Annotated in this window: 17 protein-coding genes, 2 tRNA genes and 1 pseudogene; 14 read left to right on the forward strand and 6 right to left on the reverse strand. The window is 60.2% G+C overall.

From position 1 onward, the window contains the following. Window positions 1–250: 250 nt before the first annotated feature. Window positions 251–724 (reverse strand): Dps family protein, encoded by a 474-nt coding sequence (locus tag NPS29_RS19465; RefSeq protein ID WP_274134400.1) that lies wholly within the window; start codon window positions 722–724, stop codon window positions 251–253. 412 nt (window positions 725–1136) lie between these two features. Here NPS29_RS19465 and NPS29_RS28935 point away from each other — a divergent pair. After that, a pseudogene (locus tag NPS29_RS28935) lies at window positions 1137–1460 on the forward strand (cold shock domain-containing protein membrane protein); the annotation flags it as partial. Between the two features lie 60 nt (window positions 1461–1520). Further along, the gene (locus NPS29_RS28940; RefSeq protein WP_218568412.1) at window positions 1521–1742 is read left to right on the forward strand and encodes a cold shock domain-containing protein; all 222 of its coding nucleotides are present in this window, start codon (window positions 1521–1523) and stop codon (window positions 1740–1742) included. A gap of 55 nt (window positions 1743–1797) precedes the next feature. Here the strand turns inward: NPS29_RS28940 and NPS29_RS19475 are convergent, their stop codons facing one another. Both NPS29_RS19475 and NPS29_RS19480 read right to left on the reverse strand, forming a co-directional pair. Further along, window positions 1798–2004, reverse strand: coding sequence for a SlyX family protein (locus NPS29_RS19475; RefSeq protein WP_274134404.1), 207 nt, complete (start codon window positions 2002–2004; stop codon window positions 1798–1800). Next, the gene (locus NPS29_RS19480) at window positions 2001–2432 is read right to left on the reverse strand and encodes an HIT family protein (RefSeq protein ID WP_274134406.1); all 432 of its coding nucleotides are present in this window, start codon (window positions 2430–2432) and stop codon (window positions 2001–2003) included. The genes NPS29_RS19475 and NPS29_RS19480 overlap by 4 nt, the downstream gene beginning before the upstream one ends. A 985-nt stretch (window positions 2433–3417) precedes the next feature. On the opposite strand from NPS29_RS19480, the gene NPS29_RS19485 reads away from it, so the two are divergent. From NPS29_RS19485 to NPS29_RS19495, 3 genes are all read left to right on the forward strand, one after another. Next, window positions 3418–4740, forward strand: coding sequence for an OprD family porin (locus NPS29_RS19485; RefSeq protein ID WP_274134408.1), 1323 nt, complete (start codon window positions 3418–3420; stop codon window positions 4738–4740). Window positions 4741–4912: 172 nt separating this feature from the next. Continuing rightward, the gene (locus NPS29_RS19490; protein WP_274134410.1) at window positions 4913–6628 is read left to right on the forward strand and encodes a proline--tRNA ligase; all 1716 of its coding nucleotides are present in this window, start codon (window positions 4913–4915) and stop codon (window positions 6626–6628) included. 95 nt (window positions 6629–6723) lie between these two features. Next, window positions 6724–7674, forward strand: a complete 951-nt coding sequence (locus NPS29_RS19495; protein ID WP_274134412.1) for a hypothetical protein — start codon at window positions 6724–6726, stop codon at window positions 7672–7674. Between the two features lie 8 nt (window positions 7675–7682). On the opposite strand, the gene dinB is transcribed toward NPS29_RS19495, so the two are convergent. After that, window positions 7683–8741, reverse strand: a complete 1059-nt coding sequence (dinB, locus tag NPS29_RS19500; RefSeq protein WP_274134413.1) for a DNA polymerase IV — start codon at window positions 8739–8741, stop codon at window positions 7683–7685. A 240-nt stretch (window positions 8742–8981) separates the two neighbouring features. Here dinB and NPS29_RS19505 point away from each other — a divergent pair. The 4 genes from NPS29_RS19505 (at window position 8982) to NPS29_RS19520 (ending at window position 13660) form a co-directional block, all read left to right on the forward strand. After that, window positions 8982–9058: transfer RNA gene (locus NPS29_RS19505), tRNA-Met, on the forward strand. A 248-nt stretch (window positions 9059–9306) separates the two neighbouring features. Further along, window positions 9307–9383 (forward strand) — tRNA-Met (locus NPS29_RS19510). A 333-nt stretch (window positions 9384–9716) separates the two neighbouring features. Beyond that, on the forward strand, window positions 9717–12359 hold the full coding sequence (mprF, locus tag NPS29_RS19515; RefSeq protein ID WP_274134414.1) for a bifunctional lysylphosphatidylglycerol flippase/synthetase MprF: 2643 nt from the start codon (window positions 9717–9719) through the stop codon (window positions 12357–12359). Further along, complete coding sequence (locus tag NPS29_RS19520; RefSeq protein WP_274134416.1) at window positions 12359–13660, forward strand: virulence factor family protein; 1302 nt, start codon at window positions 12359–12361, stop codon at window positions 13658–13660. The genes mprF and NPS29_RS19520 overlap by 1 nt, the downstream gene beginning before the upstream one ends. 195 nt (window positions 13661–13855) lie before the next feature. On the opposite strand, the gene NPS29_RS19525 is transcribed toward NPS29_RS19520, so the two are convergent. Beyond that, window positions 13856–15754, reverse strand: coding sequence for a potassium transporter Kup (locus tag NPS29_RS19525; protein ID WP_274134418.1), 1899 nt, complete (start codon window positions 15752–15754; stop codon window positions 13856–13858). 271 nt (window positions 15755–16025) lie between these two features. Between NPS29_RS19525 and rimO the strand changes: the two genes are divergently transcribed. Further along, window positions 16026–17363, forward strand: a complete 1338-nt coding sequence (gene rimO, locus NPS29_RS19530; RefSeq protein ID WP_274134419.1) for a 30S ribosomal protein S12 methylthiotransferase RimO — start codon at window positions 16026–16028, stop codon at window positions 17361–17363. 123 nt (window positions 17364–17486) lie between these two features. Next, window positions 17487–17942, forward strand: coding sequence for a GNAT family N-acetyltransferase (locus tag NPS29_RS19535; RefSeq protein ID WP_274134420.1), 456 nt, complete (start codon window positions 17487–17489; stop codon window positions 17940–17942). Window positions 17943–18046: 104 nt separating this feature from the next. Here the strand turns inward: NPS29_RS19535 and NPS29_RS19540 are convergent, their stop codons facing one another. Continuing rightward, window positions 18047–19042, reverse strand: coding sequence for an alpha/beta fold hydrolase (locus tag NPS29_RS19540; RefSeq protein ID WP_274134421.1), 996 nt, complete (start codon window positions 19040–19042; stop codon window positions 18047–18049). A gap of 163 nt (window positions 19043–19205) precedes the next feature. Here NPS29_RS19540 and NPS29_RS19545 point away from each other — a divergent pair, with 163 nt between their 5' ends. The 3 genes from NPS29_RS19545 to tsaA all read left to right on the forward strand — a co-directional run bounded on the left by NPS29_RS19545 (window position 19206) and on the right by tsaA (window position 21163). Then, entirely contained in the window at window positions 19206–19916 is a 711-nt protein-coding gene (locus tag NPS29_RS19545; protein WP_274134422.1) for an rRNA pseudouridine synthase, read from the forward strand. Between the two features lie 64 nt (window positions 19917–19980). Next, on the forward strand, window positions 19981–20442 hold the full coding sequence (locus tag NPS29_RS19550) for a DUF1456 family protein (RefSeq protein WP_274134423.1): 462 nt from the start codon (window positions 19981–19983) through the stop codon (window positions 20440–20442). A gap of 16 nt (window positions 20443–20458) precedes the next feature. Beyond that, the gene (tsaA, locus tag NPS29_RS19555; RefSeq protein WP_274134424.1) at window positions 20459–21163 is read left to right on the forward strand and encodes a tRNA (N6-threonylcarbamoyladenosine(37)-N6)-methyltransferase TrmO; all 705 of its coding nucleotides are present in this window, start codon (window positions 20459–20461) and stop codon (window positions 21161–21163) included. Window positions 21164–21266: the final 103 nt, after the last annotated feature.

The following is a 21266-nucleotide window of genomic DNA, read 5'->3' on the forward strand; positions in this document are numbered from 1 at the left end:
GCAGGGCGAATCGCGAGGATAAAGAGGCGAAAAAGCGCTATCAGAGGCAGGGCGTTATATATGTATTTTGCGCTGTTTTAAAACAGGTAATGAGTACCATCACCAAGATGATAGTTGATACGAAAATACTGGGTGAACAATCGTTTCAGCGTCGAAAGTTACCTGCTAACACTCCGAACCGAAAGATGAATAAAAGAGTCAGCAGCACTACTGTCGAGTGGGCGGCATTGGCTGCCGCCCACTCCTGCGATCACTTGCCTTCGAGCATAGCGCGCAGCATCCACGCGGTTTTTTCATGCACCTGCATGCGCTGGGTCAGCAGGTCGGCGGTAGGCTCGTCGCTGACCTTGTCCAGCAACGGGAAGATCCCGCGGGCAGTACGGGTCACTGCCTCCTGGCCCTGGACCAGGGAACGGATCATGTCTTCGGCGGCAGGCACGCCCTCTTCTTCCTTGATCGAAGACAGGCGGGCATACGTCGAGTAGGTACCCGGCGCCGGGAAGCCCAATGCGCGAATCCGCTCGGCGATGGAGTCAACGGCCAGCGCAAGCTCCGTGTACTGCTCCTCGAACATCAGGTGCAGGGTGCGAAACATCGGCCCGGTGACGTTCCAGTGAAAATTGTGGGTTTTCAGGTACAGCACGTAGGTATCTGCCAACAAGCGAGAAAGGCCGTCCACGATGGACTTGCGGTCTTCTTCACTGATACCGATATCGATAGCCATGCTTCTTCCTCTTTATATGACGATGGTTATTTCAAAAACTGCCGAACACTCTAGCAAGGTGCAACCCGCGGCGCAGCCATCTGTGTGTATGAAGCATCGCTGGAACAGGTTTGTCTGCGCCTGGCTGAAATCCGCTCAAGGGTTTTGCTGAATGCTCTGGAACAGGCCTCCAGACGCCATCGTTAAACAAGTGACGATTTGCCATCATCACCTTCGATCAACCGTGCTAAGCGCTTGATTTGAGTAGATCTCACCTTTGCTGTTAAATACAGCTGTGTCGCTACTGATGTGCCAACAGGCTGTAGCGCGCAGGCTGACCCAACGATCGTGCATCACGCCTCCTTTTGTTCTGAAGCGTACCGGCCGTGGTCGGCTGTTTCCTCGTGATCCAATTTAAATGTGAGTTATCCAAATGTTGAAAATAGTCCACCTGCTAACGGGCGCAGCTGCCCTGCTGCTGTCATTCATACCCAGCCTGCGTAGTGAAGCCTTGTCTTCTTACCTGTCCCAGCCGGATGCTCTTTATCTGGCATTTTTTGGCCTGATCAACCTGGTGCTCGCACCAGTGATTCCATACTGGAACAAAGGCCCGCGTCATCAATTGCAAAACCTGGTCAGTGCGCTGCTGGTGCTGGCCGTCGTGCTTCAAGTCCTCACCCTGCTCGTCCCGCTCGAAACCATCGCTGGCCAGCCAGCGGTACTGGTCAGCCTGCTGGCGGTAGTGATTGCCGTTGCCGTGCACCTGGCCGTCAGCTTTTACCGTTCTTCCCCTTCGCCAGCGCCACAGCAGCACGACCTGGGGCAACGCGATACCGGCACCGTGAAGTGGTTCAACACCTCCAAGGGCTTCGGCTTCATTTCCCGCGACTCGGGCGATGATATTTTCGTGCACTTTCGCGCCATCCGCGGTGAAGGCCACCGCGTACTGGTCGAAGGCCAGCGCGTGGAGTTCTCGGTGATGAATCGCGATAAAGGCCTGCAGGCCGAAGACGTCATCGCGGCGCTTCCCCGCCGCTGATCGTCACCCACAAAAAAACCGCGCTCAAGGCGCGGTTTTTTTATGCCTGCCATGCTCAGTAGTGAGGTGGCGGCGCTTCTTCTTCGACGGCCTCGAACTGACCGCCCATCTCGGCCTGGCGCTTGATCAGCGCGGCAATCTGCAGTTGCAGGCGCTCGACGCTGCGTTGTTGCGCCACCAGCACGTCGTTCAGCGTCTGGATCGTGTCGTCCTGAAAAGCCAGGCGGCTCTCCAGTTCCATCACCCGCTCTTCCAGGTTCATGCCTGCGTCTCCGCAAAGGTGAAGTCTTGAGTGAGCACCGTCTTCAGCCGGGCGATGACTTCGGCAGCCTGCTCCCGGGAGTACGGCACCGCAGGGTGCTTGCCCCAGACCGGCGCAGGCCACGCCGGATCGCCCTTGTGCCGGACGATGACGTGCATGTGCAACTGACTGACCACGTTGCCCAGCGCTGCGACGTTCATTTTGTCAGCGTCGAACAGTTGATCCAGGGTTTCGGACAACAAGGTGGTTTCTTTCCACAACTGCGCCTGCTCGCTCCCGGACAACTGGAACACTTCACTGATGTCCGCCCGGCGCGGCACCAGAATGAACCAGGGGTATTGCGAGTCGTTCGACAGTAACAGTCGGCACAACGGGAAATCACCTACTGGCAAAGTGTCATTTAACAAACGCTGGTCCAGAACGAACACGCATTAACTCCTGATCGCAAGGTTAAGTTTCCGACGTTCGACGCACGCCGAAGAAACAGTTGATTAGTCCGAGCAGGATACTCGGGAATTCTCCGGGAATCACGCCGGGGCTGCAGTTTGGCAACAGTTTGCCCGACTGCTGTTGATTTCGGGTCAGCAGAGCAGCCTCAGCATTGCTTGCGCGGTGCGCACTGAGTTGACGCAAGCGCCACATGCGTAAATGTCCGCGAACACCCTGCTCATTCATCAGATTTTCTCAGCAGTATCAATGAGTTGAATTGAACCCAGTGCATCGCAACCGACGCATGGGGCGCAGGTGCCGTTTTTTGTCATGAATCGCCGTCCCATTATCAAGCGGTAGCGCCCCGCCGTGCACCAAAACGACTCACTCCGAAGACATACGCAGCAACACCTATCCGCCTTTTACTCACTTGCTCGCGGTAACAGGTAACGCCAGTGACACTTTTGCGTAGTAATCTCATTCTCACAGCCACCGCAAAGTATTTTTTTGAAATTTTTTTCTCCATAAAAATCATAGGTTTATGGGTAAAACTCAATGTCATTAGGTGCTTTCCCACAAAATTTTCAGATTTCCGGGAACTTTGTGCACGGTTGTTGCTTTGTCACACACAGGACCGCAAAAGCACGGATCGGAGATCTGCGCGGCGGTCGAAAAGAAAAAATGGCGAGCAAGCTCCTGGGGGCGTTTGGATTGACAGGGTTCACACCACTGCGGATGCGGATCCTGACTGTCGAAAAGTACTGCGGTAGTTGTACGTCTGGTGGATATGGAGCTGTTCAATTGCGACCTGGACGGAGCAAATCGCGACAGGGTCGTAAAGAAATCGAAAGGATGGGTTCGTAACTATCGCCAATAATGTCAGCGTGCTATAAGTTTCGCCGACACCAAAAAGAAAGAAGCCGGCCAGATAAAAAAACAGGTGGACGGCAGTACTCTTCTTAAAACCAAAGGAGCAAAGTCACGATGAGAGTGATGAAGTGGAGCGCAATCGCACTGGCAGTCACTGCAGCCAGTACCCAATTGGCATCGGCTGCGGCATTCGTAAGCGATCAGTCCGAAGCAACTGGTTTTGTTGAAGGTAGCAAGCTGGACCTCAAGGCCCGCAACTACTACTACAACCGTGACAAGAAAAACGGTGCCGTAGACGACAAGGACTGGACCCAGGGTTTCTGGGGTGTTTTCAGCTCCGGCTACACCCAGGGCTTGATCGGTGTTGGTGTTGACGCATTCGGCTATGCCGGCTTCAAGCTCGACGGCTCCGACAAATACTCCGGTTCCGGCAACCTGGTAACCGACAGCCAGGGTCGCAACGAAGACAGCTTCGGCAAAGCCGGTGGCGCTGTTAAGTTCCGCGTCTCGAAAACCGAACTGAAAATCGGCGACATGCAGCCGCAGAACCCGGTGTTCGCAGTGGGCGGTTCCCGTCTGTTGCCACAAACCGCGACTGGTATCACTCTGCAGAGCAGCGAGATCAAAGGTCTGGACGTTGAAGCAGGTCGCTTCACTTCCGGCACCAGCCAGGACGAAACCAACCGTAACGGCGACATCTGGGCTACCTACGCTGGCGTGACTTCCAAGTCTGCCACCTACGGCGGCGGCAAGTTCGCGGTCACCGACGACCTGGGCGTTGCGTTCTACTACAACAAGCTCGAAGACGTCTGGAACCAGTACTACGGTAACGTCAACTACACCCTGCCACTGGGCAGCGACCAGTCGCTGGCGTTTGACGTCAACTACTACAACACCCAGGACACCGGCAGCAAGAAAGCAGGCGACATCAACAACAACGCTTTCTCCCTGTCCGCCGCCTACTCGTTCCTGGCTGCTCACACCGTCACCCTGGCTTTCCAGAAGGTTAACGGCGACACGCCATTCGACTACATCGGTATCGGCGACAACAACCGCGGTGGCGACTCGATCTTCCTGGCGAACTCGATTCAATACTCCGACTTCAACGCCCCGGGTGAAAAATCCTGGCAAGCTCGCTACGACCTGAACATGGCGCCGTACGGCGTTCCAGGCCTGAGCTTCATGGCTCGTTACGTCAGCGGTACCGACATCGACGGCACCCACACCCCATCGAACAGCACCTATACCGGTCTGTACGGTGCTGACGGTAGCCACCACGAGACCAACGTCGAGGCCAAATACGTCGTTCAGACTGGCCCGGCCAAAGACCTGTCGTTCCGCATCCGTCAAGCGTTCCACCGTGCCAACACGGACGAGGGCGAAGGCGATGTAAACGAGTTCCGTCTGATCGTCGACTACCCGATTTCGGTCCTGTAATCGCACTGTCTGACACTCGTTACAGAAAAGCCCGGCCTTGCGCCGGGCTTTTTCATGCCCGCAAAACCCTAAATCCCACAGGCTGTAGCGCCCGCCCGCCCTGTACTCGACCGTATCACCCCCGTACAATGCCAGGTCATTTCCCAGTCACAGCAACCGACAACGGCCGACCATGCGTACCAGTCAATATTTGCTCGCCACACAAAAAGAAACGCCGAACGATGCGGTCGTTATCAGCCACCAGCTGATGCTTCGTGCCGGCATGATCCGCAAACTTGCTTCGGGCCTCTACACCTGGCTGCCGATGGGCCTGCGCGTGCTGCGCAAGGTCGAAGCGGTCGTGCGTGAAGAAATGGACGCGGCCGGTGCGCTGGAAGTCTTGATGCCCGGCATCCAGCCGGCCGAACTGTGGCAGGAATCAGGCCGCTGGGAACAGTACGGGCCTGAGCTGCTGCGCCTGAAGGATCGCCATGATCGCGACTTCTGCGCCGGCCCGACCCACGAAGAGGTCATCACGGATCTGGCTCGCAACGAGTTGAGCAGCTATAAACAGCTGCCAATCAACATGTACCAGATCCAGACCAAATTCCGTGACGAGATCCGTCCACGCTTCGGCCTGATGCGCGGTCGCGAGTTCATCATGAAGGACGCCTACTCCTTCCACGCGACCCAGGAATCCCTGCAGGAAACCTACGACCGCATGCATCAGGCGTACTGCAACGTCTTCACCCGCCTGGGCCTGAACTTCCGCCCTGTAGTCGCGGACAACGGCTCGATCGGCGGCGCCGGCTCCCACGAGTTCCACGTACTGGCTGCATCGGGCGAGGACGATATCGTGTTCAGCGATACCTCCGACTACGCCGCCAACATCGAGAAGGCCGAGGCGATCCCGCGCGAAAAGACCCGCGCAGCCGCCACTGAAGAACTGCGCCTGGTCGATACCCCTGACGCCAAGACCATCGCAGCCCTGGTCGAACAGTTCGGCCTGGCCATCGAGAAAACCGTCAAGACCCTGGTGGTACATGCCGCCGAGGAAGGCAAGCTGATCGCGCTGATCATTCGTGGCGACCACGAACTCAACGAGATCAAGGCATCCAACCACCCACTGGTGGCCAGCCCGCTGGTCATGGCCAGCGAAGCCGAACTGCGCGCAGCCATTGGCGCGGGTGCAGGCTCTCTCGGCCCGCTGAACCTGCCGCTGCCTTGCATCATCGACCGCTCCGTCGAGCTGATGAGCGACTTCGGCATCGGTGCCAACATCGATGACAAGCACTACTTCGGCGTGAACTGGGAACGCGACCTGCCGGTTCCGGAAGTGGCCGACCTGCGTAACGTGGTCGAGGGCGATCCAAGCCCGGACGGCCAGGGTACAGTGGTCATCAAGCGTGGCATCGAAGTCGGTCACATCTTCCAGCTGGGCACCAAGTACAGCGATGCGATGAAGTGCCAGGTTCTGGGCGATAACGGCAAGCCTGTGACCCTGACCATGGGCTGCTACGGTATCGGTGTCTCCCGCGTGGTGGCCGCCGCCATCGAGCAGAACTACGACGACAACGGCATCATCTGGAGTGACGCACTGGCACCGTTCCAGATCGCCCTGGTACCGCTGCGCTACGAGACCGACGCCGTGCGCGAAGCCACTGACAAACTGTACGCAGAACTGACTGCCGCAGGTTTTGAGGTGCTGCTGGACGACCGTGACAAGAAAACCAGCCCGGGCATCAAGTTCGCGGACATGGAACTGATCGGCATCCCGCACCGCATCGTGGTCAGCGACCGTTCCCTGGCCGAAGGCAACCTGGAATACAAGAGCCGCACCGAGTCTGAAGCCCAGGTTCTGCCTGTGGCCGATGTACTGTCCTTCATCAAGGGCCGGATCAAGCGCTGAGTCGAAGGCGCGCCCGCTGCAGGCGGGCGCGCCATCACTTGAGCCGCATGCCGATTTGCCCAGGCGAGTCCGTCTTACCTGCAATCAGAGATCTCATGCTAAAGCGAAGTCCCCTCGCAGGCGCCGTGTTGTGCGGCACTCTGCTCGTCAGCGGTTGCGCCAACCATCTGTCTCAACGCAGTGAGCAGGAAGAGCGCGTCGACCGCAAGTTGCTCGACCACAGTTTCCAGATCGACGTCGGCGAACCCAAGACCCTTGAGTTGCCGCAGCGTCGTGTGCGTATCCACGAGTTGAAGACCTTCGACATCACCGAATTCGAAGTCACTCGTCATTACGATCGCTACACCCCCTATCAGCCCTGGCGCGAAATCTACGAGATTCCGCTGGGCGCAGTGGCCATCGTCGCCGGTGTGGGCGCCAACGTGGTCAACGTACTCACCTTCGGCAGCCTGCCCGACAGCGTGACCAAGGACTGGCTCAGTTACGGCATCGCCGGTATCAACCCGTTCATGAACGCTCCGTCCCACGGCCGGGCGCAGCAGAATCTGGCGGGAATCGATGAAGTGCAGCGCGATCACCGCGTCGAGCACACCAGCCTGCCATGGAGCGAAAGCCCGGTTCAGGTCAAGGCCGGCAAGGACACCAACGAGCTGAACACCGACCGCAACGGCGTGCTGCGTATCAATCTGCTCGACAGCCCGTTCGCCGAACAGGACCTGAGCCGCATCACCCAGTTGAACATCAAGGTCGAAGACGAACAGACCAACGTGCAGGCCAGTACCAACCTGCCGCTGAGCAAGACATTGCGCGGCAAGCTGATCGAAGCTCACGGTTTGATCTACGACGACCTCGAAGACGACGAAGTCAGCCAGTGGGTGCACCGGGTCAAGCGCCTGTCGGAGCTGGGCCTTGAAGAGGAAGCCAGTGACCTGGAACAGTCGCTGATTGAAATGACCCGCAACGATCCGCAGCTGCAACACGAGTTTCTGCGGGCGCTGGCCAAGGATGCAGGGCGGCTGGTGGCGGTGCCGGTCGGCAGCGAGTAAGGGCCAACTCAGGTGAACAGTTGAAGCTGCTCGTGCTTGCCGCGCAAGTCGTGCAGCCGCACGCCAATACCCAGCAATCGCACCGGTTTACCGCCGCGTGCGAATGCCAGGGCGAGCAATTGCTCGTAACTCTCCAGATCCCTCCCCGCCCCTGACTGCTCAAGAGTGGTCTGGGTGAAATCGTGGAACTTCACTTTCACGAACGGCTTGCCCGGCCGGTACAGTGTGTCGATCCGGGCGATGCGCCCATTGAGGTTTTCCAGCAACTCAGGCAGCCGGGCAAGGCAACTGGCCAGATCCGGCAAGTCGGTATCGTAGGTGTTTTCCACGCTGACCGATTGCCGGCGGCTGTCGTTCTGCACCGGGCGCTCATCGATACCGTGGGCCAGGTTCCACAGCCGCTCACCAAATGATCCGAACTCGCGCACCAGCGACAACTTGCTCCAGCCCCGCACATCCTGACAACTGAGAATCCCCATGCGGCCGAGCTTGTCGGCGGTCACCTTGCCCACACCATGCAGCTTCGAAACCGGCAGGTCTGCGACAAAGTCCTCGACCTGATCAGGGGTGATGACGAACAGCCCGTTGGGTTTCTTCCAGTCACTGGCGATCTTGGCCAGAAACTTGTTCGGCGCAACACCCGCCGAAACCGTGATGTGCAACTGATTGGAGACGCGCCGACGAATGTCCTGGGCGATGCGCGTGGCGCTGCCGGAAAAATGCTCGCACTCGGACACATCCAGGTAGGCCTCATCCAGCGACAGCGGCTCGATCATGTCGGTGTAGTCACGAAAGATCGTGTGGATTTCCTTCGATGCTTCTTTATAGGCATCCATTCGCGGCTTGACGATGGTCAGGTCCGGACACAACGACAGCGCATGGCGTGAAGACATGGCCGAACGCACCCCATAGGCCCGGGCTTCGTAGTTACAGGTGGCGATGACCCCGCGCCGATCCGCCGAACCACCCACTGCCAACGGCTTGCCGGCCAGGCGCGGGTCGTCGCGCATTTCGATGGCGGCATAGAAGCAGTCACAGTCGATGTGGATGATTTTGCGCTGCGGCATAACGTACAGTCGTAGGAATACGGTTGAGCAGTATCTCATTCAAGCATCTATCTGACACGCTCCTGCCATATCCCCTACGAGCACGGCTAACCATAGCTGACCGCCCTGTCAGGCCCGTATTGCATGGCCTGGAAGCCTGCCAGCCCCGTTGTCGAGCGCTAACTATTTGAACAAAAAGCAATTTTCTCAGGCCTTTCGCTTGACACCCCGGCATTCCTCTGTAGAATGCCGCCACACAGACGCGGGATGGAGCAGTCTGGTAGCTCGTCGGGCTCATAACCCGAAGGTCGTCGGTTCAAATCCGGCTCCCGCAACCAAACATCAAAAAAGGCTACTCGAAAGAGTGGCCTTTTTTGTGCGCGTCGATTTTCCAGGTCACTCTTCCTTCATACGCCTGAAACATTCCACCGGGATGATGGCCACCTGCTAAGCGCTGGCCGTTGCGATAAAAGCCTTGTCCGACCGTCACTTAGGCGTTTCACCCGTGCGAATGTGGTTAATTTGTCGATCTTTGGCATTAAAGGTTGACACTCAGGCGTTCGACTGTAGAATGCCGCCACACAGACGCGGGATGGAGCAGTCTGGTAGCTCGTCGGGCTCATAACCCGAAGGTCGTCGGTTCAAATCCGGCTCCCGCAACCAAACGTTTGAAGAAGGCTACTCGAAAGAGTGGCCTTTTTTTTGCCCTGACGAAAGCGACCGAATGACAGAGCTAAACCCTTGTCACATTTCATTGTCGAAATCGCTTCGGTCTGAGGTAGCTTGTTACCCTGTGTTACCAGGCACGAGAGTTTTTTGCTTTTGTGCCGATACGCTTGCCAGTAACTGAACCTAGACTGAACAGTCACAGAGACGTCACTGCCGTATTCGCCCGTTAGACGTTGAAGCGCTAACATCCTGAATTATTTTTTGCGTAGGGATTGGTAACTTGGCTGTATACCCCCATCCTGTCGCGCACGATCCAAGGAGTGATTGATGCGCGCCAACCCATCCGACACCAACGAAGCAGCTCCAGAGATTTCTCCGGTTTCCCCTGCCCGACCGCGTCTTCGCGAATTGGTGAGCAAATATCGTCAACCCATTGGGGTGGCCGTCACCATCCTGCTGTTTGCCCTGGCCTTGATCGCCTGTCGGCACATGCTCACGGAACTGGATATCTACGCGCTGCAGGACTCGCTGCTCAGCGTTCCGCTGCCTTCTCTGGGCGGCGCCGTGCTGGCGACGGTCATCGGCTTTACCATTTTGCTGGGCTACGAGTGGTCGGCCACTAAATATGCCAACGTCGACCTGCCGCCCAAATCGATGATCATGGGCGGGTTCTGTGCGTTTGCCATCGGCAACGCCGTGGGCCTGTCGATGCTGTCCGGCGGCTCGGTCCGCTATCGCCTGTATTCCCGTCTGGGGCTTGGGGCTGGTGAAGTCGCGCACATGACGCTGTTCGCCAGCCTGTCGCTGGGTTGTGCGCTTCCACCACTGGCGGCACTGGCCACGCTGAGCGACCTGCCCGCCGCCTCCCTGGCGCTGCATCTGTCGGTCCCCGTGCTGGCAACGATCGCAATCGCGGTACTGGCATTGAGTGTGATTCTGGGCGTTGCGGTCTATCGCCGTCGCCTGCCGGAACAGACAATCCCGCACAACCTGCTAGTACGCGCCGGGCGTCGTACCCTGCGCCTGCCGGGGCTGCGCCTGACGCTCATGCAACTGGTGATTACCGCACTGGACGTGGCCGCCGCCGCTGCCGTGCTGTACTTGCTGCTGCCGTCCGCCCCGCCCTTCGGCGCATTCCTGCTGGTGTACCTGCTGGCCCTGGCCGCCGGCGTGCTCAGCCATGTGCCGGGTGGTGTCGGGGTGTTCGAGGCGATCCTGCTGACCGCCTTCGCCGACGAACTGGGCGCCGCGCCACTGGCCGCCGCGCTGCTGCTGTATCGCCTGATCTACGTGCTGCTGCCGCTGCTGGTGGCGTGCCTGGTACTGCTGTTCAGCGAGGCCAAGCGCCTGCTGTTTGCCCGCCAGGCCATTCGTGTGGCCTCAGGGCTGGGCGCGCCGATCCTGGCGCTGCTGGTGTTCCTGTCTGGCGTGGTGCTGCTGTTTTCCGGCTCGACCCCGGAAATCGACACCCGACTGGAAAGCCTGGGCTTTCTGATCCCTCATCGGCTGATCGATGCATCGCACTTCGGCGCAAGCCTGATCGGCGTGCTGTGCCTGCTGCTGGCCCAGGGCCTGCGTCGACGCCTGTCCGCCGCCTGGATGCTCACCACGATCCTGCTGTTCGTGGGTTCGGTGCTGTCGATCCTCAAAGGTTTCGACTGGGAAGAGGCCAGCATGCTGCTGCTGACCGCTTGCCTGCTGGCCATTTTCCGCCGCTCCTTCTATCGGCCGAGCCGCTTGCTGGAACTGCCGTTTTCACCGCTGTATCTGGTGGCCAGCATTTGCGTACTGGGCGCCTCGTTCTGGCTGCTGCTGTTCGCCTACCAGGACGTGCCCTACAGCCATCAACTGTGGTGGCAGTTCACCCTGGATGCCGACGCCCCTCGCGGCCTGCGCTCGGCGCTGGGCAGTGCAGTGCTGCTGGTGATCGTCTCGTTGACCTGGCTGCTGCGCACCGCGCGCCCGCAGATCGACCTGCCTGACGAAGCCCAACTGGCCAAGGCCGCCGAAATCATCAAGGCCTCCAGCCAGCCTGATGGCGGTCTGGTGCTGACCGGCGACAAAGCCGTTCTGCTGCACCCGGACGGTAATGCTTTCCTGATGTACGCCCATCGCGGCCGCAGCCTGGTGGCGCTGTATGACCCCATCGGCCCGACCCAACAGCGCGCCGAGCTGATCTGGCAATTCCGCGACCTGTGCGACGTGCACCACGCACGCCCTGTGTTCTATCAAGTGCGTGCCGAGAACCTGCCGTTCTACATGGACATCGGCCTGACCGCGATCAAACTGGGCGAGGAAGCCCGGGTCGACCTGCTCAAGTTCGACATCGAGGCCAAGGGCAAGGAAATGAAGGACCTGCGCTACACCTGGAACCGGGGTGGTCGCGATGGTCTGTCGCTGGAAATCTACGAAGTCGGCCAGGCGCCGATGGATGAGCTGAAGGTGATTTCCGACGCCTGGCTCACCGGCAAGAACGTGCGGGAGAAAGGCTTCTCCCTGGGCCGTTTCAGCCTCGATTACCTCAAGCACTTCCGCATCGCCATCGTTCACTTCCAGGGCAAGCCGGTTGCGTTCTCCAACCTGCTGGAAACCTCGCGCAACGATCTGGCGAGCCTTGACCTGATGCGTTCGCACCCGGATGCGCCGAAGCTGACCATGGAATTCATGATGGTCGGCCTGATCCTGCATTACAAAAAGGAAGGCTACACCCGCTTCAGCCTGGGCATGGTGCCGTTGTCGGGCCTGCAACCTCGGCGTGGCGCGCCCTTGACCCAGCGCCTGGGCTCGATGGTGTTCACCCGCGGCGAGCAGCTCTACAACTTCCAGGGCCTGCGCCGCTTCAAAGACAAATTCCAGCCTGACTGGGAACCTCGTTATATGGCCGTGCCCGCCGGACTCGATCCGCTGGTGGCACTGGCGGACACTGCTGCCCTGATCGCGGGCGGCCTGACTGGATTGGTGAAACGCTGATGATTCAACGCTACTGGCGCTTTTTGCTCGCTGCCCTGGTAATTCTGGCGGTGGCACTGGGTTTCTGGCTGTGGAACCGCCCTGCCGCCCAACCGACACTGGAACGCATTACCCTGGATGACGGCTCGGCGCTGATCCGCGCCACTCCGTCGACCAAGGTCAAGACCCGCGTGGCCCTGGCCGTGACCACCGAAGACGCGCTGACCGAGAAGCAGGTCCTGGCACTGAGCTACGACGCTTCTGCCCAAGTGATTCAGGTGGTGCTGCCAAAAGACGATTGCCAATTGCAGGAAAAGGCCTTCACGGCAGCGCTGCAAAAGCTCGACGGCGCGCCGGACGTGGTTGCCGGTATCAGCGCAGGCGGCTCGGTGGCCTGGGATTGGCTAGCCGGCCAAAGCAACGACAAGGCCCAGGCCATTTCGGTGAACTTCGTCCTCAATCAGCCTGATTGCAAGGTCCCGGCGCCCAAAGCCGCCGCCCACGGCAAATGGACCGTGGCCTGGAACGACGGCCCGGACGATGAAACCGCCGTGTTCGTTCGTGACACGCCCAACGCCGAAACCAAGATCAGCGACTACGACATCAAGTACCCGCAGATCCTCAACACCGAAGTCCGTCATCTGCTGATCGCCGATGACGCAAGTGGTGGTCTGAACATCCCGGTCGTTGAAGTGCCTTCGAGCCAACCCTCGGACACCGTCACCCTGTTCCTCTCCGGTGATGGCGGCTGGCGCGACCTGGACAAGGACGTGGCGGGCGACATGGCCAAATCCGGTGGCTACCCGGTGGTGGGCATCGATACCCTGCGCTACTACTGGGAACACAAATCCCCTGAGCAGACGGCCACCGACCTCAGCGAGCTGATGGCCCACTACCGGCAGAAATGGGGTGCCAAGCACTTCGTGCTGGCGGGTTATTCCTTCGGTGCCGACGTACTGCCCGCCATCTACAACCGCCTGCCGGAAGATGACAAGGCCCGCGTTGACGGCATCATCCTGCTGGCCTTCGCCCGCAGTGGCAGCTTCGAGATCGCGGTAGAAGGCTGGCTCGGCGCCTCCGGCAAGGAAGCGGCCACTGGCCCGGAAATGGCCAAGCTGCCGGCTGACAAGGTGTTCTGCGTCTATGGCGTGGAAGAGAAGGACGAAAGCGGCTGCACCGAAGCCACCGCCCCAGGCCAGAAGCAGCAATTGCCGGGCGGTCACCACTTCGATGAAGACTACCCTGCCCTGGCAAAACGCCTGATCGCGGTCATCGACAAGTGGAAAGGCAAGGAAGCGCCGGAGTCCGCCAGCGCCGAATAACCCCGCCACAAAAAATCCCCGCATTCTCACGATTGCGGGGATTTTTTATGGGCGTTCACAAAAGGGGCGGATTACCGCGATCCCGTAGCAGCACGGCTTGCCGGCGGGAGCGATCTTGAGGACGCCCCCGCGGGCAAGCCCGGCTGCTACGGGATGGGGGGCGTTCACAAGACTGCGACTTGCCGCGGCGGGTGCTTACATCTCCACCTGCGTACCCAACTCGATCACGCGGTTGTACGGCAGTTTGAAGAAGCGCAGGTTGCCGTTCGCATTCTTCAACATGAACGCGAACAGGCCTTCGCGCCAGCGGGCCATGCCGGCCAATTTGGTTGAAACCACGGTTTCACGACTTAGGAAGTACGTCGTGCGCATCGGGCTGAAATCCAGATCCGGCAAATGGCAGAGCTTCAGCGCGGCCGGGACGTCCGGTTCGTCGATGAAACCGAAGTGCAGGATGACCCGGAAGAACCCCTCGCCATAGGCTTCAACCTCAAAGCGCTGCGCCGCAGGGACACGTGGCGTGTCTTCGTAGACTACGGTCAATAACACCACCTGTTCATGCAGCACCTGGTTATGCAGCAGGTTGTGCAGCAACGCATGTGGGACGGCATCCGGACGAGCCGTCAGAAACACCGCCGTCCCCTGAACACGATGGGGCGGTTGCACGCTGATACTGCTGATGAAGATCGGCAACGGCAGGCCGCCTTCGTCGATACGCTCGACCAGCAGCTGCTTGCCGCGCTTCCAGGTGGTCATCAGGATGAACAACGCGATACCGGCCAGGAACGGAAATGCGCCACCCTGCACCACTTTCGGAACGTTGGCCGCGAAGAACATGCCGTCGACGAACAGGCAGCCCGCCAGGATCGGAATCGCGATGAATGGCGACCATTTCCACGCCAGCAGCATCACCGAGGCCACCAGGATGGTCGTGCAGAGCATGGTGCCCGTCACCGCCACGCCGTAGGCAGAGGCCAGGGCGCCGGAAGACTCGAAGCCCAGCACCAGCAGGATCACGCCAACCATCAGCGTCCAGTTCACCGCGCCGATGTAGATCTGGCCCTGGGCGTCACTGGAGGTGTGCTGAATGTACATGCGCGGGATGTAACCCAGCTGGATCGCCTGCAGGGTCATGGAGAACGCGCCGGAGATCACCGCCTGGGACGCGATAATGGTCGCCAGCGTAGAGAGGCCGATCAACGGCAGCAGCGCCCAGCTCGGCGCCAGCAGGTAGAACGGGTTACGCACCGCTTCCGGGTTCTCGATCACCACGGCGCCCTGGCCGAAGTAGTTGAGCACCAGCGCAGGCAGCACCAGGGCGAACCAGGCACGGGAAATCGGCTTGCGACCGAAGTGGCCCATGTCGGCGTAGAGCGCTTCGGCGCCGGTCAGCGCCAGCACCACCGCGCCCAGCACGGCAACACCGATGCCCGGATGGTCGAGGAAGAAGCGCAGCGCCCACAGCGGGTTGACCGCGTTCAGCACCTCGGGCTGCTGGATGATCCCGTGGATACCCAGAACGCCCAGGGTGACGAACCACAGCACCATGATCGGACCGAACATCACACCGATGCGCGCCGTGCCATGGCGCTGGATCAGAAACAGCCCCACCAGCACGATCAGCGCGATCGGCACCACCCAGTGATCCAGGCCGTCGAACGCCAGCTCCATGCCTTCGACCGCCGAGAGCACCGAAATCGCCGGGGTGATCATGCTGTCGCCGTAGAACAGCGCAGCGCCAAACAACCCGAAGACGATCATGGTCGCCTGCAGCCTTGGATATTTGGCCGAAGCCCGGCGGGCCAGCGCCGTGAGGGCCATGATCCCGCCTTCGCCGTCGTTGTCGGCGCGCAGCACCAGGGCCATGTACTTGAACGAGACGACCCAGACCAGCGCCCAGAAAATCAGCGACAGGATGCCCAGTACCGCATCATGCCCGGCCTGCACCCCATAACCGCCGACGAAAACCTCCTTGATGGTATACAGCGGGCTGGTGCCGATATCGCCATATGCCACCCCGACCGCCCCCACCAGCAAACTCAAGGGCTTGGCTGACGAATGACCGGTATCGGCCTGACTGGTTGCATGACCCATTAACTACTCCTGAAACCCTGACTCGAGTGCTGCGATGTGCAGTATCGGGATTGACCCGCCGCACACCGGTAAATTCAGATGTTCCCGGCCAACAAGGGTTGCCGGGTTCAACGCCGCGAAGCATAGCGCAGCACTCGTCGTAATTCTCGGTATAACGCTGGTCAATCGCGTCTCTCATCGCTAGAATTGCGCACTTTTTGATCAGAGGCGCACCAAGCGCCCAGTCAGTGCCCGGGCCAGACGCCGGGGCATACCTACGCCGAGGTTAGTCATGTCCACCGTCACCACGTCTGCCGCCCCCAAGGTCGGCTTCGTTTCCCTGGGTTGCCCGAAGGCCCTGGTCGATTCCGAGCGCATCCTCACCCAGTTGCGCATGGAAGGCTATCAGGTCGTGCCGACCTATGAAGACGCCGACGTCGTCGTGGTCAACACCTGCGGTTTCATCGACAGCGCCAAGGCCGAATCCCTGGACACCATCGGTGAAGCCATCGCCGAAAACGGCAAGGTGATCGTCACCGGTTGCATGGGCGTGGACGAGAGCGTCATCCGCAACGTGCACCCGAGCGTGCTGGCCGTGACCGGTCCGCAGCAGTACGAGCAGGTGGTCAACGCCGTGCACGACGCAGCGCCGCCCAAGCTCGATCACAACCCGCTGATCGACCTGGTGCCGCCGCAAGGCATCAAGCTGACTCCACGTCATTACGCGTACCTGAAGATTTCCGAAGGCTGCAACCATAGCTGCAGCTTCTGCATCATCCCGTCCATGCGCGGCAAGCTGGTCAGCCGTCCGGTGGGCGATGTGCTCGACGAAGCCCAGCGCCTGGTCAAGGCCGGCGTCAAGGAGCTGCTGGTCATCTCCCAGGACACCAGCGCCTACGGCGTCGACGTCAAGTACCGCACCGGTTTCTGGAACGGCCAGCCGGTCAAGACCCGCATGACCGAACTGTGCGTGGCCCTGAGCTCGCTGGGTGTGTGGGTGCGCATGCACTACGTCTACCCGTACCCGCACGTGGACGAGATCATCCCGCTGATGGCCGAGGGCAAGATCCTGCCGTACCTGGACATCCCGTTCCAGCACGCCAGCCCCAAGATCCTCAAGCTGATGAAACGCCCGGCCTTCGAAGACAAGACCCTGGCGCGCATCAAGAAATGGCGCGAGCAGTGCCCGGACCTGATCATCCGTTCGACCTTCATCGTGGGCTTCCCGGGCGAAACCGAAGAAGACTTCCAGTACCTGCTGGACTGGCTGACCGAAGCGCAGTTGGACCGCGTCGGTTGCTTCCAGTACTCGCCGGTCGAAGGCGCACCGGCCAACCTGCTGGACGCCCCGATCGTGCCGGACGACGTCAAGCAGGAGCGCTGGGATCGCTTCATGGCGCACCAGCAGGCCATCAGTGCCGCGCGCCTGCAGATGAAGATCGGCAAGGAAATCGAAGTGTTGATCGATGAAGTGGACGAGCAGGGCTTCGTCGGCCGTTCATTCTTCGACGCACCGGAGATTGACGGTAACGTGTTCGTCGAAAGCGACCGCGATCTGAAGCCGGGCGACAAGGTCCTGTGCCGCGTGGTCGATGCCGACGAGTATGACTTGTGGGCTGAGCCGGTCTAAGGCCGGACCGATACCGGTTCCGCTATCGCTCCCCCGACAACCCCGCCCTTGAACGGCGGGGTTTGTTTTTTCTGGCTATCGTCTCCAGATAAGGACAACAAAAGACACAGGAGACGCGGCAACATGGCCCACCACTCGGTCATTTACCTGCCCAAGAAACACGACTACGCCGAACTGACCCGGGTCTGGGAGGCGTCCGTGCGGGCGACCCATGACTTTCTGCCGGAAAACTACATCACCCTGCTGCGCAACCTGCTGGAAACCCAGTATCTGGATGCCGTGAACCTGTTCTGCACCCGCGACTCGCGCCTGAACATCACAGGCTTTGGCGGCACCACGCCGGGCAAACTGGAAATGCTGTTCATCGCGCCGGACTACCGCGGCATGGGGCTGGGCAAGAAGCTGCTGGATTACGCCATCGAGAACTACCGCGTGACTGAACTGGACGTCAACGAACAGAACCCGCAGGCGCTGGGCTTCTACGAGAAGCAGGGGTTCGAGATTGCCGGGCGCTCGGAAGTGGACGGCCTGGGCAGGCCGTACCCGATGTTGCGGATGAGGTTGAAAGCCCACAGATAATCCGTAGCAGCACGGCTTGCCGGCGGGGCGGTGTGTCTGTGACGAATGTACCGCCTGACACACCGCTCCCGCCGGCAAGCCGTGCTGCTACGGGGGGCTTGCCGCTAGTGTTTGAGGCTCTCCAGCAACACCCTGTTGAACTGCTGCGGATCCTGAATCTGCGGCGCATGCCCAAGCCCTGCGAACTCCACCAGGGTCGCCTGGGGAATGCGTCTGGCCACCGCCTTGCCAAGCTCGGGATAGTTGCCCAGCGTCTTGCGTAGTGCCTCTGGCGCGGCATCCTTGGCGATTGCCGTGTTGTCGTTCTGCCCGATGAACAGCACGGTCGGCATCTTCAGCTTTTCGAAATCGTAGAACACCGGCTGGTTGAAGATCATCTGGTAGGTCTGCGCCGAGGCGCGGGCTACTTCTTCCTTGCCCTTGCCGTTGAACATGCCCGCCTGCATCTGCACCCAGTGATCGAACTCAGGCCGCCACTCGCTGGCGTAGTAGGTCGATTGCTGATACTTGCGAATGCTCTCGGCGTTGGTCTTCAGCTCGCGAGCGTACCAGTCATCGAAGCTGCGATCCGGCACCCCCTTGGCTTTCCAGTCTTCAAGACCGATGGGGTTGACCAGCAGCAACTGATCCACCTGCTCGGGGTACATCAAGGCAAAACGGGTCGCCAGCATGCCGCCCATGGAATGCCCGACCACGGTCACATGATCGATGCCCAACTGAGTCAGCAGCGCCCGCGTGTTCTGCGCCAGTTGCTCGAATGAGTATTTGTAGTCCGCAGGTTTGCTGGAGCGACAGAAGCCGATCTGGTCCGGCGCCACCACCCGGTAACCCGCTGCGGTCAGCGCCTTGATGCTGCCTTCCCAGGTCGCGCCGCAGAAATTCTTGCCGTGCAGCATCACCACGCTTCGCCCGTTGGGCGTGCCGGTGGGCTTGATGTCCATGTAGCCCATCTGCACCTGGACACCCTGGGATTCGAAACTGAAATCCTGCGCCGGATACGGATAAGTGAAGCCCTCCAGTTGCGGGCCATAGGACGGTGCCTCTGCGGCCATCAGTGGCAGGCCGACACTCATCAGCAAGGCGGGTAGCCATTTGGTCATGAAAAAGCTCCAGACAAAGTGGGAATTGAGAGCAGACCTGCGCCGCCCCCGGAAAAATCCCCCGAATGGAGTCTTATTCGGTCTGCATTTTCAATGTTGCCGCGATTAACGGTGCTTGCACGGGTACAATAGGCACCTTTCCCTTCTTGCTACGGCTTTTCTCATGACTGATCCCATTCGCCTTTCCAAACGCCTCATCGAGCTGACCGGCTGCTCGCGCCGCGAAGCCGAGCTGTACATCGAGGGCGGCTGGGTCACGGTGGACGGCGTGGTCGTCGACGAGCCGCAATTCAAGGTCGAGAACCAGACCGTCGCCCTCAGCCCCGACGCCAAGGCCGTGACCCCGGAAGCGGTGACCATTCTGTTCAACGTGCCCGCTGGCATGAGCCCGGAAAAGGCCCTGGCACTGATCTCCCCGGCGTCGCTGTCGGCCGAGCACAGCATCGGCAAGCGCCCGCTCAAGGGGCACTTCCTGCGTCTGGAAGCGATCTCGACCCTGCAAGCCAATGCCAGTGGCCTGATGGTGTTCAGCCAGGACTGGAAAATCCTGCGCAAGCTCACCGATGACCGCAGCAAGATCGAACAGGAATACGTGGTCGAGATCGACGGCGAAATGGCTCCCCACGGACTCAACCGCCTCAATCACGGCCTGATGTACAAAGGCACGGAGCTGCCGAAGGTCAAGGCCAGCTGGCAGAACGAGACTCGCCTGCGCTTCGCCATGAAGAACCCGCAGCCGGGAATCATCGCCCAGCTCTGCCAGGCGGTGGGGCTCAAGGTCGTGTCGATTCGGCGGATCCGCATCGGCGGCGTGTCCATCGGCAAGGTGCCCGAAGGCCAGTGGCGCTACATGACCGACAAAGAGAAATTCTGAGCCTTTTTTTCAGCGCGATGCCTGCGGGCGCGCGCTCATGCACGAACAACAGGAAACACGCATCATGATGAACAATGACGTACTGCGCAGCATTCGCTACATGCTTGATCTCCACGAAACCAAGGTGGTCGAAATCATCAAGCTGGGCGGGCTCGACGTCACCAAGGCGCAGATCGCGGCCTTCCTCAAGAAAGATGAAGAAGAAGGCTTCGAGCCTTGCAGCGATGAAGTGATGGCCTACTTTCTCGACGGCCTGGTGTTCTTCAAGCGCGGCAAGGATGAGAGCCGCCCGCAGCTGCCCGTCGAATTGCCGATGACCAACAACATCGTGCTGAAGAAGCTGCGCGTGGCCTTCGAACTCAAGGAAGAAGACATGCACGCGATCCTCAACGCGGCCGATTTCCCGGTTTCAAAGCCTGAACTCAGCGCGCTGTTCCGCAAGGCGGGCCACAACAACTACCGCCCGTGCGGCGACCAACTGCTGCGTAATTTCCTGCGCGGCCTGACCACGCGCGTTCGCGGTTGAGTACCGCAGGCTCCCGATGACGACGGCCTACAGCGTCTCCCCCATTGGCTTCATGCGTTCCTGCTTCAAGGAAAAGTTCGCCATCCCGCGCCAGCCACAACTGGCGCCTGCTGCCCGTGGCGTGCTGGAACTGGTCGCGCCGTTCGACCAGGGCGACGCAGTGCAAGGGCTGGAGCAAGTCAGCCACGTGTGGCTGCTGTTCCTGTTCCACCAAGCGCTGGAAGACAAACCACGGCTCAAGGTTCGCCCTCCTCGCCTGGGCGGCAACCAGTCGATGGGAGTGTTCGCCACCCGCGCCACCCACCGCCCCAACGGCATCGGCCAGTCGGTGGTCAAGCTGGAAAGGGTCGAAGCCAACCGGCTGTGGCTGTCCGGCATCGACCTGCTGGACGGCACGCCGGTGCTGGACGTCAAACCCTACGTGCCCTACGCCGACGTGATCGACTGTGCCACCAACGCCATGGCTGCGGCGGCGCCCGTGCTGATTCCCGTGCAATGGGATGACAGTGCGCTGGTGCAGGCCCGCGAACACGGATTGCGCCTGGATGAGCCGCTGGTGGAACTGATCGAACAGTGCCTGGCCCAGGACCCTCGTCCGGCGTACCAGGTGCCGGCGCCAGAGCGTCGCTACGGCGCGCAATTCTGGGACCTGGACGTGCGCTGGCATTACCCGCAGCCGGGGTTGATTCGGGTGCTGGAAGTGGTTCGATCAACCATTTGATGAACGCCCCTCCCCCGTAGCAGCACGGCTTGCCGGCGGGGGCGGTGTGTCAGACGGCACATCCATCACCGATACACCGCTCCGCCGGCAAGCCGTGCTGCTA

Origin of the sequence: Pseudomonas putida (genome assembly GCF_028682175.1) — a bacterium.
GTDB lineage: Bacteria > Pseudomonadota > Gammaproteobacteria > Pseudomonadales > Pseudomonadaceae > Aquipseudomonas > Aquipseudomonas putida_AD.